This is a genomic window from Paenibacillus sp. V4I3 (genome assembly GCF_030817215.1).
Lineage (GTDB): Bacteria > Bacillota > Bacilli > Paenibacillales > NBRC-103111 > Paenibacillus_E.
This window is the reverse complement of sequence record NZ_JAUSZA010000001.1, coordinates 7408754-7424985: the sequence shown is the minus strand read 5'-3', so window position 1 is coordinate 7424985 and position 16232 is coordinate 7408754. Positions and strand designations below refer to the sequence as shown.

17 protein-coding genes and 1 pseudogene are annotated in these 16232 nt (G+C 41.9%); 13 read left to right on the top strand and 5 right to left on the bottom strand.

Annotated elements, in window-relative coordinates:
- The first annotated feature begins 13 nt into the window (after positions 1 to 13).
- The 3 genes from QFZ77_RS33975 to QFZ77_RS33965 all read left to right on the top strand — a co-directional run bounded on the left by QFZ77_RS33975 (position 14) and on the right by QFZ77_RS33965 (position 4667).
- Entirely contained in the window at positions 14 to 1690 is a 1677-nt protein-coding gene (locus tag QFZ77_RS33975) for an ATP-binding protein (protein ID WP_307447268.1), read from the top strand.
- A gap of 300 nt (positions 1691 to 1990) precedes the next feature.
- A complete protein-coding gene (locus QFZ77_RS33970) occupies positions 1991 to 3934 on the top strand; it encodes a TnsD family Tn7-like transposition protein (protein WP_307447265.1) in 1944 nt (647 codons plus the stop codon).
- 388 nt (positions 3935 to 4322) lie between these two features.
- Positions 4323 to 4667, top strand: coding sequence for a thioredoxin family protein (locus tag QFZ77_RS33965; RefSeq protein ID WP_307447262.1), 345 nt, complete (start codon positions 4323 to 4325; stop codon positions 4665 to 4667).
- A gap of 83 nt (positions 4668 to 4750) precedes the next feature.
- On the opposite strand, the pseudogene QFZ77_RS33960 reads toward QFZ77_RS33965, so the two are convergent.
- Positions 4751 to 5273, bottom strand: a pseudogene (locus QFZ77_RS33960) (general stress protein).
- Positions 5274 to 5518: 245 nt separating this feature from the next.
- Here QFZ77_RS33960 and QFZ77_RS33955 point away from each other — a divergent pair.
- From QFZ77_RS33955 to QFZ77_RS33935, 5 genes are all read left to right on the top strand, one after another.
- Positions 5519 to 6418, top strand: coding sequence for a COX15/CtaA family protein (locus tag QFZ77_RS33955; RefSeq protein WP_307447259.1), 900 nt, complete (start codon positions 5519 to 5521; stop codon positions 6416 to 6418).
- Positions 6419 to 6552: 134 nt separating this feature from the next.
- On the top strand, positions 6553 to 8316 hold the full coding sequence (locus tag QFZ77_RS33950) for a UbiD family decarboxylase (RefSeq protein ID WP_307447256.1): 1764 nt from the start codon (positions 6553 to 6555) through the stop codon (positions 8314 to 8316).
- On the top strand, positions 8313 to 9269 hold the full coding sequence (locus QFZ77_RS33945) for a DMT family transporter (RefSeq protein ID WP_307447252.1): 957 nt from the start codon (positions 8313 to 8315) through the stop codon (positions 9267 to 9269). Before QFZ77_RS33950 ends, QFZ77_RS33945 begins: the two co-directional genes overlap by 4 nt.
- A 37-nt stretch (positions 9270 to 9306) precedes the next feature.
- Positions 9307 to 10017 (top strand): Cthe_2314 family HEPN domain-containing protein, encoded by a 711-nt coding sequence (locus QFZ77_RS33940; RefSeq protein ID WP_307447249.1) that lies wholly within the window; start codon positions 9307 to 9309, stop codon positions 10015 to 10017.
- Positions 10018 to 10024: 7 nt separating this feature from the next.
- Complete coding sequence (locus QFZ77_RS33935; protein ID WP_307447246.1) at positions 10025 to 10816, top strand: SDR family oxidoreductase; 792 nt, start codon at positions 10025 to 10027, stop codon at positions 10814 to 10816.
- A gap of 65 nt (positions 10817 to 10881) precedes the next feature.
- On the opposite strand, the gene QFZ77_RS33930 is transcribed toward QFZ77_RS33935, so the two are convergent.
- Positions 10882 to 11127 (bottom strand): NifU family protein, encoded by a 246-nt coding sequence (locus tag QFZ77_RS33930; RefSeq protein WP_056829608.1) that lies wholly within the window; start codon positions 11125 to 11127, stop codon positions 10882 to 10884.
- Positions 11128 to 11222: 95 nt separating this feature from the next.
- Here QFZ77_RS33930 and QFZ77_RS33925 point away from each other — a divergent pair, with 95 nt between their 5' ends.
- Positions 11223 to 11477, top strand: a complete 255-nt coding sequence (locus QFZ77_RS33925) for a YuzB family protein (protein WP_307447240.1) — start codon at positions 11223 to 11225, stop codon at positions 11475 to 11477.
- 2 nt (positions 11478 to 11479) lie between these two features.
- On the opposite strand, the gene QFZ77_RS33920 is transcribed toward QFZ77_RS33925, so the two are convergent.
- Together QFZ77_RS33920 and mqnE are read right to left on the bottom strand one after the other, a co-directional pair.
- Positions 11480 to 12544 (bottom strand): NAD(P)/FAD-dependent oxidoreductase, encoded by a 1065-nt coding sequence (locus QFZ77_RS33920; protein ID WP_307447237.1) that lies wholly within the window; start codon positions 12542 to 12544, stop codon positions 11480 to 11482.
- A 44-nt stretch (positions 12545 to 12588) separates the two neighbouring features.
- Complete coding sequence (gene mqnE / locus QFZ77_RS33915; protein ID WP_373462699.1) at positions 12589 to 13692, bottom strand: aminofutalosine synthase MqnE; 1104 nt, start codon at positions 13690 to 13692, stop codon at positions 12589 to 12591.
- A gap of 342 nt (positions 13693 to 14034) precedes the next feature.
- On the opposite strand from mqnE, the gene QFZ77_RS33910 reads away from it, so the two are divergent.
- From QFZ77_RS33910 to QFZ77_RS33895, 4 genes are all read left to right on the top strand, one after another.
- Positions 14035 to 14226: an aspartyl-phosphate phosphatase Spo0E family protein gene (locus QFZ77_RS33910; protein ID WP_307447234.1), complete on the top strand. Its 192-nt coding sequence runs from the start codon at positions 14035 to 14037 to the stop codon at positions 14224 to 14226.
- Positions 14227 to 14358: 132 nt separating this feature from the next.
- The gene (gene erpA, locus QFZ77_RS33905; protein ID WP_029194777.1) at positions 14359 to 14730 is read left to right on the top strand and encodes an iron-sulfur cluster insertion protein ErpA; all 372 of its coding nucleotides are present in this window, start codon (positions 14359 to 14361) and stop codon (positions 14728 to 14730) included.
- Between the two features lie 159 nt (positions 14731 to 14889).
- Complete coding sequence (locus QFZ77_RS33900; RefSeq protein WP_307447230.1) at positions 14890 to 15168, top strand: hypothetical protein; 279 nt, start codon at positions 14890 to 14892, stop codon at positions 15166 to 15168.
- Between the two features lie 149 nt (positions 15169 to 15317).
- The gene (locus QFZ77_RS33895) at positions 15318 to 15998 is read left to right on the top strand and encodes a glycoside hydrolase family 73 protein (RefSeq protein WP_307447228.1); all 681 of its coding nucleotides are present in this window, start codon (positions 15318 to 15320) and stop codon (positions 15996 to 15998) included.
- Positions 15999 to 16046: 48 nt separating this feature from the next.
- Here QFZ77_RS33895 and QFZ77_RS33890 read toward each other — a convergent pair whose 3' ends face one another.
- Positions 16047 to 16208 carry a hypothetical protein gene (locus tag QFZ77_RS33890; protein WP_029194774.1) on the bottom strand — a complete coding sequence of 54 codons (162 nt, stop codon included), beginning with the start codon at positions 16206 to 16208 and terminating at the stop codon, positions 16047 to 16049.
- Between the last annotated feature and the right edge of the window lie 24 nt (positions 16209 to 16232).

The following is a 16232-nucleotide window of genomic DNA, read 5'->3' as shown; positions in this document are numbered from 1 at the left end:
CGAGGTGAATAGTATGGAAGTTATTGAAGAACGACTTTCATTTCTTAGAGGTGAAGATGTTGTGGCTTCTTATAGAAGAGCAGAGATTGCTAAATATCGTGACAACCCTTTAATCGAAGCCCTTCAACCAATACACGATGTTCCTGTAGTAATTAAGAAACTAACCAAGAAAGTTTCTTTCCATGAGCGGGATAGATCGAGGAACCCAACACTCAGGCTTCATTGTATTTACGATCTCCCGCGGTTCGTTCAACCCCTAGAAAACCATATACGAATAGAGCAGAGCTTGTCTATCTTGATACGTGATGGTTATGTTGACCGAAATCCTCTCACAGTGAATGGTGTTAGATTACGAAATGAGGCTGCTGATAATGTCGCCAAAGCGATGGCGGCATTTGAGCAATCAAAGAAAACGTCTCAAACCGTTTCATTTGATAATAAATCCTATAAGACTTCAGGAGGAGGGTTATCAATAATCGGGGTCTCTGGGATGGGGAAGACAACAGCGATAAATAACATCCTAATGACAATGTACCCTGCTCAGGTTATTCGACATAGTCAATATAAAGGACGAAATATCAACTCAACGCAGATTGTTTGGTTAAAACTGGAATGTCCGCCAAAAGGTTCGATTAAGGCACTATGCCTCAATTTCTTTCAAATTCTAAGAGATCTTGTAGGCGATAAACATTACGATATATTTATTATTAAGGGTACTGTCGAACAAATGATCCCTGTCATGGCTCAAATGTGTGCGACTTATATGATTGGTGTTTTAATCATTGATGAGATTCAACATCTTAGTGGAAATACGGATGTAGAAGAGCATATGCTTAATTTTTTTGTAACATTAAAAAATATGCTGGGTATTCCAGTTGTGCTAATTGGAACCAATAAAGCATGGGATATGTTATCAAAAGAGTTTCGACAGCTTCGTAGGGCTTGTGAGCATTTTGGAGTTGTATTTTGGGAGAGAATGGTATTTCGACCTTTTGATGCACCATCCGATTTAGCAGCCGGTATGGAGTGGAAAATTTTTTTGAATGCATTATGGAAGTATCAGTGGACCCATAACCCAATTGAATTAGATGATTTTTTAAATCATGCTATGTATGAATACTCCCAGGGAGTTACGGATATTGCTATTAAGCTATTTATGGTTGCTCAGTGGAGGGCTATCAATAATGGAACAGAGTATCTAACTCCTCAAATCATCCGAGATGTAATTGATAATGAATTGTGTGCTCTAAAGCCAGTGCTATTAGCGCTCAAACTCAATGATTATGCAAAGCTTGAGTCTTTAAAAGATATTTATATAAAGGATTTAAAGATTGATAAGTTTTTTGATAAGGCTTTATCAGAATTAGCTAAGAAACAGTTTACGACTTCAAATGCCGAATCTGATAGCAACTCGAAGGATAAAGTAGATATTGCATATGAAGCAACTAAATGGTTAATGGAAGCTCAGGTTCCTGTGAATCAGGCTGATTTGATTGTAAAATCATTAATTGAGGGGGACAAAAACATCCTTCTACCTGAATTAAAAAGCGCAGCATTTCAAGCTTATACGAAAATAAAATCGAAAGTAGAACGTAAGCAAAGATCAGGTGAAAATAGAAGAAATAAACCTGATGTACAAAAGGTACATGCTAAAATTAGTGAAAGTACTTTAAAAATCGGCAGCATATAAAGTACATAAGTCTACAGAGTGTATGAGAAAATATTACTTAAAAGGTGATTCCTGTGCTTCAGTGAACAGGAGTTGCCTTTTTTTGGAAGGCAATTAATACCTATACGAGAATTATAGTTGGAAGATCGGAGACTTCATGACGATAGATTAGGTTCAATCCGTATTATGTTGCATAATCTTGGAAATATTGATCATAATAAATAGAAACTTAATTGCTTTCACACTTCATAATACCGCCAACATTACCTAGATGAGGATATTCGAAATATTGTTTAAAGGCATTATAAAATGAGAGGGAGCATGTATTTTGACTTGATATATATGGGATTATTCGGCACTCGCTCTGGTTTGAATGCTGTATTTACAAGAAATTTTGGCTATATGCTTAATCGCGCAACAATGAGGCATCTTATAACTAATCGGGGTGTTAGAATGAAAATAGATTTTCATCTACCGATGTATGATGATGAAGATTTTAGAAGCATCTTATATAGGATTCACATGTTGAAAAACAGATCGTTTAGTATCGTGGTAACATATAATGAGTTGTTTGGGAAGAAACTTAAAAAAAGAAACTATAAATGTCCTTTTATGATAAGTACACTAATAAATGCATTGCCCAAAAATTCAATTACTGAGGATGAATTTCTTGAGCGTCATTCATATCTTCCAATATCGTTTACTTTTTTAAAAGAAACTAGAAAGGTCCAAGTAAAGGAACAAGTATGCAATACCGTATTGACTGGTTTTCATTCCAACAATCTTAGTTATTTTCTAACTGATACAATTCGTTATTGTCCAGTCTGTTGCAAACAGGATTATGAAACATTCGGAGAATGTTATATACATAGATTACACCAGTTCAAGCATTTAGATGTGTGTTATGATCATAAATGTAAATTAATTGATTCTTGCCAATCATGCGGAGAATCATTAGTATTTAATCATCAATCAATATATAAGCCGAATTGTAATAGGTGTGGACAGTCAATAAGTATAGATATTGCATCAATTGATTTCAGTTCTATAATTTTTAAATACTTAGAGAATATTCGATTTTTAATGAAAAACGGGTTTAATATAAACACTGAATCCTTAAAGAATCGGTATATTGCTTTTGCATTTGGTGCTGGTTTTATTGAAAGGGCAGGATATTTTAATAATAAAAAACTTTTTCAAGTAGTAGTTCAATACATGTCATCTCTCAAGGGTTTTACAGTAAGTTTAAAAGAGGATCATTTTTCAAAGCAATATTTACAATTAACTTTAATGGGCGATTTATATATTCATTCTGCATTAATGGACATTATAGGAGGCAGTGCAGAGGATTTGTTTGCATCTGAACATCCTTTGGTTGCAGAACCAATTCCGTTTGGCATCGGTCCGTGGAAATGTTTAAATGAATACTGTGGGAATTGGTCAATTACAAAATGTAAAAGAACGTATTCATATAATGATAAAAAATACCGCGGATGTTTTCAATGTCCAGATTGTAACTATATTTATTCAAAGCTCGAATTCTCAGAAAAGGTAAATGTGTTATCTACTGGCGCAAAGTGGAAACAATGCACACTCCAGGATTCTACTAAATCAATTAGTTTTTCTAAAGTTAGATATTACAGATACTCGCAAGCAATTAGTGGTGAAAAACAGATTAGAAAGAAAAAATACGATCTTGACTGGTTTAAAAGGTTGATTCAACATTACAACACTACTAAGAGTTACTATAAAACTTCAAAGTATATGGATGTTGCTTATACAACGGTAAAGAAGTATGTTTTGCTCTTCTTAAATAATAATAACAGTTATGATATATTTACTACCTTAAGAATTTGTACGGAATACGAGATTTCAAAAATAGAAAATACTAAAGAGGTAATTGTCAGCTGTCTAAATGAGAAGAATTATTCGCGCAGTGAATTATTAAATATTGTAGGTGAGAAAGCGTGGATGTCCCTTTTGGAAACAGACCCAAATTGGTGCGATGAACATCTTCCTGAAAGAAATTATTCGAAGGTTAATTGGTCAGAGCTTGATCTTAAATTTATTAATATATTAGTGCCAATAGTACAGAGTGTGTTGACTTCCCCACCAAGACAGAAGATTCGATTAGGAACCTTTGTCTCGAAGCTTAAAAAGAATGAAGAAATGATGATTCGTCAAAATGAAAATAACTTACCATTAACATATAAATTAATAAAAGATAATATTGAAACTAATGAACAGTTCCAACGCAGAAATTAGTAATAGTATAGAAATTCCGGAAAATCATTTTAGTAAACTTGGAAATGAGGAATTAAAAGGTTTTTTTGAAGGATTTTTAGTGCTTGTAGTATAATTTAATAATAAATGACCAAGACATTATACAATTGCGGGTCTTGGTCATTTTTACGTCTGGTATCTGATTTTAATTTACAAAAGTAATTATTACTAACGAACTTTATTTTCCAATTTTTCATCAATATCATTAGAATAAGTCCGTTAACTAACGAACTTAATTTATTTTTAGTTATTGTGAAAACTGCGAATTACTGGACTTTTCACTAACGAACTTTATTTCGCTGAATCAATCTTGACACAATTATTAGGACATGCTATAAGTTAATAAATTCTAAGCAGTGAGGTGCTCGTCATGATTAAAGTATCCAATGAACAAGCTTTTCAAGAACAAATCTCGCAGTCCACGTTGACCATTGCTGTATTCAAAGCAACTTGGTGCAAAGACTGCCACTATATCGAACCTTTCATGCCGGCAGTAGAACAAGCTTATGCTGGGCGTATCACGTTCATCGAGTTAGACCGCGACGAAGTGCCTGATCTATGTGAGCAGTTGAATATCCTTGGTATACCAAGTTTTATCGCTTTCCGTGGAGGCCAAGAGCTGGTTCGTTTCGTCAGTAAACTACGCAAAACACGCGAAGAAATTGAGGAATTCCTCAACCGCGCTATTGAAGTGTCCGATGCTTTAAAGTCGTAAGCACAAAAAATCTCTCTTTTGAGTAAATAGGGTCAAATTTGACCCCATTTTACCAAAGAGAGATTTTTTAATAAAATATATATCTAGATTCGATAGCCATACTCAGGGCTATAAGTGTTAGCATTCAGCGATTGGTTATTGCGAAATGTTTCATAGGCTTTATGATCACGGTTCGAGTCAGATTCGACGAGGATCAGGATTTTCCCATCTTTAACGTAATCGTCATAATCTTTGGCCTCTTTCTCGGGAATACCTAAGCCGATTAAGCCGCCGACAAGGCCGCCTGCACCCGTGCCAACAGCTGCGCCTGTCAAAGTCGCGACTATAGGGCCAGCTGCTATGATGGGGCCCTATACCTGGAATGGCAAGTGCACCAATACCTAGCAGTAATCCCGTAACGCCACCCAATACACCGCCAGCGGCAGCACCAGTAGCTAGTCCTTCTTCCGCTTTGGTTTCTGTTTCATCCTCGATTTGATTTAAATCCTCGTTATTCCTGCCGATAACTGAGATATCATCTGCTCTGTAGCCTTCTGCTTTGAGTTGGTTAATCACGCGAATGGCTTCTTCTTCAGAATTGAATACTCCAATAATGTGCTTACCCATAGATAAAACCTCCTGCAATCGATTTTGGTTGAACAGCAATAATTTGGTGCTCATCTTTTATTTACCCTCGTCCAAAAAGTTGAAACATTGAATGCCTTATGAACTTCAGGACAGCCTTCAGCGTGGTTTCAGAGCTTTGTAACAATTGCGAATGGATTTGCCTACTTATTAAAGCTATAATTGAAAGCGGAACAACATCATTCGACATGATTAACAGAAGTCACGACATAAAAGTAGGTGCAATCATGCAAAAATTGATTCAAAGATTAGCGAATCTTTCGGCCATTGGCATGTTTCTTATTCTTGCAATGGGTGCCTTAGTTACGAAGGCTGACGCAGGTAGAGGCTGCGGAGATGAGTGGCCCCTGTGTCATGGGACATTTGTCCCGGCACATACGATTTCATCGCTTATTGAGTACAGCCATCGATTGGTCGTTGGCATTGTGACGTTAATCCTGGTTGCTACATTCATCCTTGTATTTCGTTATGTGAAACGTAAAGATGCCAAATTTTTCATCTCTGCTACGGTATTGATGACGCTAATTCAGGCAGCAATGGGTGCTATGGCTGTTGTATGGCCGCAATCTTCACTCGTCTTGGCACTGCATTTCGGATTATCCTTATTGGCCTTTGCTTTTTCTTTGTTATTAGCCATTGTTTTTACGCCATGGGGGCAATTTCAGCGTGATACGGCCATTCGCAGCAGTTTTAAAGCCCTTGTATGGATGACGACGATTTATAGCTATGTCGTTGTTTATCTGGGTGCATTCGTTCGTCACACGGTTTCATCAGGTGGATGTTCGGGCTGGCCTTTATGCAATGGAGAAGTAGTTCCTGAACTAAGCGGGGCAACGGGTATTGTCTTTACCCACCGTGTAGCGGCATTACTGCTTTTTATATGTATTTTATTTCTTTATTTACAAGCCAAACGCTACTATCATGGCCCAGACAAGCTGAGATTTGGCAGCAAATGGGCGCTAATTTTAGTGTCTCTTCAAGTGTTTAGCGGTGCCGTTGTGACCTGGTCAATGGGGAATGAAGTCGCTTATTTATTTACCGGCATGATTCACGCAGTTATTGTTTCTTGCATGTTTGGATTCTTATGTTATCTATGCGTACTTACGCTATATGACCGCAAAGCTTAATACCTGACGGACGAGCTCCTTGGAAGCACGGCAGGGCTACCTTTGCGGTAGAGGAGGCCTTCTGATGTGGAAGGCTATTTCCTTTTTACTTACAATTATTCATCTACAATCTCACAGTCAAAGGTGGAACATACATGGTACCAACGAATTTACGAGCTTTTCTAGACATTTTGCGCCGTGAAAATCAACTGATTGAAATCTCCGCTCCAGTAGACCCGAATTTAGAACTCGCCGAGATTCATCGCAGAGTCATCGACGAGCAAGGCCCAGCCTTGCTGTTCACGAATGTCAAAGGAAGTTCATTCCCTGTTGTCTCGAATCTGTTTGGGACTACACGACGCGTTGATCTTGCCTTCGGTCCAAAACCGGAGCAATTCATGAAAGCGGTTATTAACGCTACAAGCACGTTAATGCCCCCAACGCCGCAAGCGCTCTGGGGCGAACGTGCCCTCATTATGGATCTGTTGAAGGTTGGAACGAAGAAAGTACAGCCGAACCAAGCGCCGATTCTCGGCGGCTTGAAGCAGGACAACCCACTCGCAGGACTGCCTGTCCTGACGAGCTGGCAAGAAGACGGCGGCCCGTTCGTCACGCTGCCGCTCGTCTACACCGAGCATCCGGACGGAGGTCATCATAACCTCGGCATGTATCGCATGCAGGTTTATGATGATTTCACCACCGGGATGCACTGGCAAATACATAAAGGCGGCGGCTTCCATTACCACGAAGCCGAGAAACGCAACAAGCCGCTGCCCGTCACCGTGTTCCTGGGCGGCCCGCCTGCGCTCATCGCCTCGGCGATTGCGCCAGTGCCCGAGCACCTGCCCGAGCTGATGCTCGCTTCGCTCATCCTCGGACAGAAACTCCCCATGGTGGAGAACCCCCATGGGGGGCACCGCCTCGTGGCCGAGGCGGAGTTCGCGATATGCGGCTCTGTTCCGCCGCATACGAGACGTGCCGAAGGGCCGTTCGGCGACCACTTCGGGTATTACTCACTCATCCATGATTTCCCGGTTTTCAACGTGAATCATGTATGGCACCGCAAAGACGCGATCTATCCGGCGACGATCGTCGGTAAACCGCGCCAAGAGGATTACTTCCTTGGCGAATTCCTGCAAAGACTGCTCGAACCCGCGTTTCCTATGGCGATGCCGGGGGTTAAAGACCTCTGGACGTATGCAGAGACCGGGTTCCACCCGCTCGCAGCTGCCGTCGTCCGTGAGAGCTATAGCCGTGAGGCGCTTGGCACGGCATTCCGCATTCTAGGTGAGGGTCAGCTGTCACTCACCAAGTTCTTGATCGTCACAGACAAGCCGACGGTCTTAGCCAACTTCACAGAGCTGCTTGAAACTGTGCTGGAGCGTTTTGATCCGGGACGTGACCTATTCATTTTCAACAAAACATCGCATGATACGCTTGATTATACAGGTGGCCAGCTTAATCATGGCAGCAAAGCAGTTCTTCTCGGCACAGGCGACCCTGTACGTGAGCTGCCAAGAGCCTACACCGCAGGAGAACTGCCAGAGATCCATGACATCGCCGTTTACTGTGGCGGATGTCTGCTCGTCTCAGGAGCGTCTTACGCGGCGGAGCCGGAGCTGCCACAGCGTCTGCTGGCGAATGCAGCCAGCCGCTTAACAGAGTGGCCGCTAGTCATCTTAGTGGATGACGCCAGCGGCATCGCGAACGACCAGACCAAGTTCTTATGGACTGTGTTCACTCGTTTCAATCCAGCAAGTGATATGTACGCGCAGTCCAGCGTAAATCGTCATCACATCGCTTACGAGGTTCCGATTGTGATTGATGCTCGTATGAAACCGGGATATCCCGATGAGCTGTTCCCTCGGGAAGATATCGTGGAACTCGTGGATCGCCGCTGGAAGGAATATTTCGCATGAATGCGGATCGGTTCCGTTCTTTTTATCCACATGCAGGGTTTGTTCTGGTGTATATCCTTTGGGGCATTAATTTAGCCTCTCTAAAAATTGGGGGAAGAGAATGGGATTCCCTCGTTTTTAACGGGTTACGCTTCGCGAGTATGATTCCGATGCTGTGGGTCTATACTTACTTTTATTATCGATCGCGTTCGCTGAAGATACAGATTGCCGGTAGAGATCTTCTCCTTATATGTGGATTAGGCATTCTCAATGCTATTGGGATGGAAGCCCTTCTGCAGTATGCCTTACAGTTTTCTAACTCCGCGAATGGCGCTGTATTAGGGCGCGGCTTCATGCCCGTCATAACGGTTCTTTTCGCTTTAATAGCCGGTCAAGTGAGGCTCACATGGCGCATCCTTATAGGAATTCCTTTAGCTTTATGCAGTGTAATCATCATTGTCTCAGGCGGGGTAGATGGATTCCATCTTGGAGGAGAAACGTTCAGAGGAGATATCCTATTACTGATGCGCAGTTTTATGGGAGCCATTTATCTCATCGGTATGAATCGACTTGTATTGCGTTATCCGCTGCCGCTGCTGATCTCGCTCGAAATGACTGCAGGGGCGCTTTCGTTATTGCCCTTCGTACTCTTGCGTGCTGACGCCGCCTATTATGCAGCCATCTCTTCGACAGGTTGGATCAGCTTAATTTATACCTCCTTGTTGGCTACTGCCTTAGGATTTTCTATTCACAACTGGAGCTTAGCTAAGCTAGGGCCGTTCAAATCCTCTGCTTATGGGTACTTACTTCCTGTAACAGCAGCTATTGCAGGCTACATTTTTTTACATGAGTCTATCTCCCTGTACCAATGTTTGGGTGGTGTTGGGGTTTTGGCAGCTATGTATTTAGTACAACGGGATCGTTCACAGAAGGTGAAACAGACCCTGCTAAGCGAACAAACAGCAAAGCTATAACCGAACAAATTTGCTAGGATGAAAAAGGGGTGTGCCCGTGCTGCGAGTATTGTTCAATGAACCGAAACGAATCGATAGCGGACTTCTTCTAGATGCTGGCAACGCGGTGAGAACATATATTGAGCTGTTGGAATCTAAGGAGCATAGCCGCCTAGCCTCAGAGTATCCCAAGTACCATAGACGGGCGATCTGGAGCAAGGGGTTTATCGATGCCTTGGATGAGCTGGAACAGAGTAAATATTGCTGTGAGCGTTACGCTGAGCATATCAGAAAGGCATTCTTGGAGGAAATGAATCCGCAAGAGATCGAAGAATATCATCGATTTGTTTATTTTTATAAAAATGCCTTCATTCGCTTGTTTTCGATTTTGGACAAATTGGGCACGTTTATGAATGATCTATTTGAGCTGAAAACAGAGACGCTTAAGTCTCGGTTCTCGTACTTTACCGTACTGCGCCGCATGCATGAAAAGCATATTCACGGCTCACTGGAGCTCCAGCTTTATAATCTCAAAATGGATTATAAATCGGCGCTAGATCGACTCCGCAATCAGCGCAATATGGAGATTCATTATATTAATGCTGAAATGCTGGATGATCTTATGCAAAAAGAGCCGATTCCAGGTGAACGTATTCATGTTGAAAATGTGAAATCAAATATCGCCGATCTGCAGCAGGGATTTGAAATGGTATGCCGAACCTTAACAATAGCTTTCTCTTATATTACGGCAAGTATTGCAAAGGGGTAAGAGGACCATGGAAATAAGAGGCCGAACGGTTCTTATTACAGGCAGCGCCAAAGGCTTGGGCAAAATGACCGCGATCACCCTAGCACAGCGGGGTTGCCATGTAGCTGTCAATTATGTAAATAGTGAAAAGGAAGCCGCTGAGCTCGTCCTTCGATTGGAAGATCTGGGTGTTCGCAGCGTGGCCGTCCAAGGCGATGTAGCTAAGCGCGAAGATATTATACGTATGGTGGAACAAACAACATCTACGCTCGGTCCTATTGATATTCTTGTGAATAATGCCGGACCTTTTTTCAGAGAACGGCGTTTTTTCGCTGATTATAATGTCGATGAGATTGAATATCTGATGCGCGGCAATTTGCTTGGCGTCATGGAGCTTGATCATCTGGTTCTGCCTATGATGAGGGAGAAACGCTGGGGACGAATTATCCACTTTGGATTCGGAAAGGCGGCTGAAGCTAGGGGTTGGACGCATCGCGCCGTATACGCGGCGGCTAAGGTGGGCTTAGTTTCATTCACGAAGACATTGGCCGAAGAAGAAGCGAGTCATGGCATCACTGTCAATATGATATGCCCTGGCGATATTCGAGGTAAGAACAAAGAACGTACGATGCAAGAAGCGCGTCTGGAGATTGATGGGGAAACACCAGTAGGAAGACCGGGGACGGGCGAAGATGTGGCTAGAGTCATTGATTTCCTTTGTTTACCTGCATCCGATTTCATAACTGGAAATATTATGGATATATCTGGGGGCCTCGATCCAATCCAACCATTGCCGGTGCTTAACCAGCGTAAAAACTAGTCCTTATCCTATATGCAAAAAGAGCTTACCATAGAGGTAAGCTCTTTCTTATGATATAGTCGTAATTAGAATACCTGTACGACTTCTGTTATGCCTTCAACCTCTTCAACCAATGCGCGTTCAATACCAGCTTTCAACGTGATTGTTGAGCTTGGGCAGCTGCCGCAGGCACCCATAAGTTTCAGCTTCACAATACCGTCTTCTACATCAACGAGATCTACGTCACCGCCATCGCGTTGTAGAAAAGGACGGAGTTTATCTAAAACCTCAAGGACTTCATCATAAATTACTTCTTTTGTTTTTTCAGTCATTTGATTCATCTCCTTTCTTCTATTATTATATTACAATAATGTTTAAATGAAAATGGTTTTCAACTTGAATATCAACATAAGGTGGAATTTATATAATGAGACCAATCATTGAGTTTTGTGCCAGTAATATGCACCATGGAACTGATAAAGTCATGAAAGCTTTGGAACAAAATCCGGACTTCGACGTCATGGAATACGGCTGTCTAGGCAATTGCGGGCAGTGCTATATGGAACCTTATGCGCTTGTGAATGGCGAAATCGTTGCTGCTGAAAGCGCAGATGCTCTCCACGAGCGCATTTTAGACCGTATAAAAGAAATAGAAGCAATGTACGAACTTCTTGGAGACTAATCTTACCCGAAGTGGCGTTTCGACTTCCAAAGTACACCGCTTTTGAGGACACGAGCGATTTTACCCGTCATTAACGTACGTTTACCCATGATGCCGAAGCCGGCCTTTTTACCAAGTGAACCCAGTGTACCTCTAAGTTTGATTTTACCAAGACGAGGTGTTTCACCTTTCCAAATCGACAGCATGGCTTCGGCAATCTGCTTGCCTTGGGCTTGCGCCGCTTGCGCACTTGGCGAGAACGGCAGGGCAGCGCAGTCCCCAACGACGAACACTTCTTGATACTCTGGGATCTGATGATACTCGTTAAGCAGGATACGGCCCTGGCGGTCTTTGGGCACATTCAATGCCTCAACGATTGGATTGGGCTGAATGCCTGCTGTCCAGATTGTAGCATCGGTTTTAATAATTTCATCCCCGTTGTATAAATCTCCACCATCTAGTCGAACTAACGATACTTGAGGACGGAGTTCAATATGATGCTCCGTCATCCATTCGCGGACGTACTGCTGCAAATTGCTCGGGAAAGCCGAAAGTAAGCTTGGACCACGATCAATTAATCGAATGTTCAAATCAGCCCGGCTTTCACGGAGCTCAGCTGCCATTTCAACACCGCTTAGACCTCCTCCAATAATGGAGACTTGTCCATATGGGGCAATGTCGTTGATGCGCTGGTAGGTAGCACGTGTTTGGCAAAGAGTCTGGATGCTGGAAGAGTACTCCTTAGCACCGACAATTCCGTGATAACTATCCACACAGCCCAGACCGATAACTAACCAGTCGTACGATAACGGTTCTTGGTCTTCAAAAAGAATTTGCTTGTTGTTCAAATCGACGCTTGAAACCTCACCGAATGTTAGAAGCAACCGTGGGTCATTCGGATAGGCAACACGAATATGTGTTTCAGCGATCGTACCTGAAGCCAGTGCGTAATATTCTGTTTTTAATCCTTGAAAAGGGCTTCGGTCAATAAGTACTAGCAGTGTATCTTCTGGTAAATCCTTCTCCAGCATGTTTAAGGCTATGGTCAAACCGCCATAACCTCCTCCAAGAATCACAAACTTTTTCATCCCATCCAATATCCCTTCTGAACAATATCTCTTCTCTAGTATGACTAATATACCCTGATTTCATTATAAAAGGTGTCACGTTCAACAGGAACGCGTCCTGCGCCTTTAATGAGATAAACAAGCTCATCACGTGTAAGACCTTCTGGTGACAATGCTCCAGCAGCATGGGAAATCTTCTCTTTCACGATCGTACCATGTGCGTCCGAAGCACCGAAAGCGAAGGATAGCTGAGTCAATTTCGTACCAATGTTGATGAAATAAGCCTTAATATGCGGGAAATTATCCAGCATCAAACGGCTAATGGCAATGGTTTTCAGTTCATCCCAAGCTGGTACCCGTTGTTTGAGGCCAGCATTTTTGCTTGCTGGTTGAATGGAATTAGGAATGAATACTAAGAAGCCGCCTGTTTCATCTTGAAGCTCACGCAGCAGCATCATATGACGAATGCGTTCCTCTTTCGTTTCAATTGAGCCGTACAGCATCGTTGCGTGAGTTTTCATTCCGAGCATATGAGCGTTACGATGTACGTCAATCCATTCCTCAGAGGACGCTTTTTCTACTTTCATTTTAGTCCGGTAACGCTCAGTCAGAATTTCGGCTCCTCCTCCTGGAAGAGTGGATAAACCTGCATCCATTAGCGTTTTCAGGACATCACGGAAACTGAGACCACTGATACGCGAGAAAAATTCAATTTCAGCCGCTGTATGAGCTTTAATCGTAACGTCAGGATAAGCTTGCTTCAGCTGACGGATACAATCCACGTAATATTCAAAAGGTAAATGCGGGTTATGCCCTTGGCTAATATGAAATTCTTTAATTTCTGGATTAAAATTTTCAGCTACATAATCTAACATTTGACTAGGTGTAAGGGTGTATGAGCCTTCTTCACCTTCGTCGCGGCGGAAATGACAAAAAGCACAATGCTCCTCGCACACATTCGTAAAGTACAAACTCATATTTTGGACAAAATAAACCTTGTTTCCGTTCATTCGCGTATTTACTTTGTTCGCTAATTGACCTATGGTTAGCAAATCGTCTGATTCATATAAAAATAGCCCATCTTCCATAGATAGACGTTGACTGTTCTCAACCTTTTCAGCAATTTCAGCCATCCGTTTGACCGGGTCTGTAGTCACAACACTCATCATTATTCCTCCTCTGAATAGTAGATAAAGCCCATACTGAATCAACGCATTCAGCAAGATAAAGACCAAATGCGTTAGGCGGTGTGAGACGCTCGCGTACCTGTTCATCCAGTTCGGTTCAGGAATTCACACTCACCGCTTTGTTTCTTCTATATACGTGCAATCCATCCATCCCATTATAAACCTACGTGTTGGGAGGGGCAATATCATTTAGATGGAGATAAATTGACAATATGCGAATATAATTTGGTTTTTCCTACAATATTAGGAAATGTTATTCCCAATATTAACAAATTCCTGTATACTATTACAATGTGATTACGTAGGGCTAAAGGTGATTATATCGTGATACCAATATTCGTGACCGAACCACAGGAACGATTAAATATAGAAATAGAACAGCTTCGAGGCCAAATGGTTTCCTTAGGTACCGCGTACGGCTTCCTTCATCCAGAAGTGCAGCAATGCAGTCGAGAGCTTGATCAATTGCTGTTGCAATATTATGCGATACGACATAACCGTAAAGTTTATGGCTGAAATGTCTAAGAATGACTGCGCGGCTGCCCTTGAGCAATGTGCCAGATAGGAGTATACTTGATAGTAAGCATTACGAAAACTTAGTATAATGCCAGTTTTCCATAAGGAGAACTTTAGGGAGGGATTTCCGTTATGATTAACATTAGTGAATCAGCGTCAGATAAGATTAAAGAGCTTCTATCTTCTGAAGAATCACCGAATTTGTTTTTGCGTCTAGGTGTCAAAGCCGGAGGCTGCAGCGGTTTCTCTTACGGCATGGGCTTCGATGATGAGCAGAAGGATGACGATAAAGTATTCACCATTCATGGCCTCAAGGTCGTTGTGGACGAAGATAGCTCCAAATATTTATACGGTGTTGAAATTGACTACACAGACGCAGGCATGGGCGGCGGGTTCTCCATTAACAACCCGAATGCTGTAGCATCATGTGGTTGCGGTTCTTCATTTAAAGTAAAAGATGAAGAGGGCTTAGTTGAGAAGTGCGACGATAAAGTCGAGGCTTAATGAACATTGAGAACCAATCCTTCCAAGGTGTGTATTTTTAAATACACTGTCTTGGGAGGTTTTTTTTTCATCTTAGTAAGGACAAACCATCAAGTGATACAATATACATAATAAGGAATTCCTGCAGTTGGTGTGGTTGAGAGGAGTTGAATCCTATAAGTGAATTGGAATTTTAATGTTTCAATTATCTCTACAATTGTTGTCATTTTCGTATTAATGCTGTTTTACAGAAATAGGGAAGAGGACGAAGGTTATTTGGGATTGAAATTAGTTGGATACTACATTTTAGGTACATTCAATTTAAAAGTTGGTGTTTTAATTCCTATTGGATTTATTATTTGGCTGCTGCTGTTTTACCCGAAGACGAACCGAACGATAAAGAGATATTCGGCTATATTTGGATTACTTATGATGTTGATTGGTCATTGGATTCATTAGCTTCCCGAGTGCAGGATAGTTGCACTTGTGGGAGCCTTTTTTATATTATTTTCAAAAAACAAAATACTAGCGGAACCCTTTTAAGCATTGAAAGAATAGAATAGATTGAAAGGTTTAGTTTACTAGTGATAAAAGAAGGAGGTGTGTTCATGGCAACTAGACAGGAATTTATTGAGATGATTGCAACTATTGCAGTGAAGCTTCGCCTAGAGAACTCACCGATCTATCCTTCAGTGAGAATCGCGCAAGCCATTCAGGAGACAGGAGGCATTTTGAATGCGTGGAACAATCTAGTCGGATATAAGGTTGGTAATGGGGTATTGACGCCCTATTGGCAGGGTGATCGCGTTTCAACAACGACATGGGAAGTCATTGGAGGTATACGTTATGATAACGTACCAGGAGATTTTCGCGCATATCCTACGCTTGAGGCAGGGTTTCGTGATCAGGATTTACTTTTTGGATCCCCTCGTTATGCTAGTGTTAGGATAGCGAGAAGTCCTGGTGAACAAGTGAAAGCATTGCAAAGTAGTGGATATGCAACGGATCCCTCTTATGCTAGTAAACTGAATACGATTATTCAAACCTATGGTTTAACTCACTTTGATGAGGAGGTCGTTCGTATGTTAGAGAAACTGCAGGAACAAATCGTAATCTTACAAAATAGAGTTAGTTCCTTAGAGGAGCAAGCAGCTATGGAGGTAGTACCGCAATGGGCGAAAGCTGCTGTGGACGCTGCGGTCAAGGCCGCATTAATCGATACTCCAGAGAAAGGGAGCTATGATTTCTATCGATTATTAACGGTTCTTCATCGCAAAGGGATCATCTAATGGCATGGAAGAAAAAAAGGCCGCGAGTGTATAACGGGTTGTTTATCCCTAATACACCATGCGGCCTTTAATTTTAACATTATCACCATACTTAGCTTTCATGAGCTTACTTTGCTCTAGCATAAATGCGTAAATTTCTTTCAACCGGTTCTTGCGGGGTTTAATCGTTTCTTTTATTTCACCATTTAGTACAATGTCGTAGACGATCATATCTTTCACTCCTTTGTTTTTGTC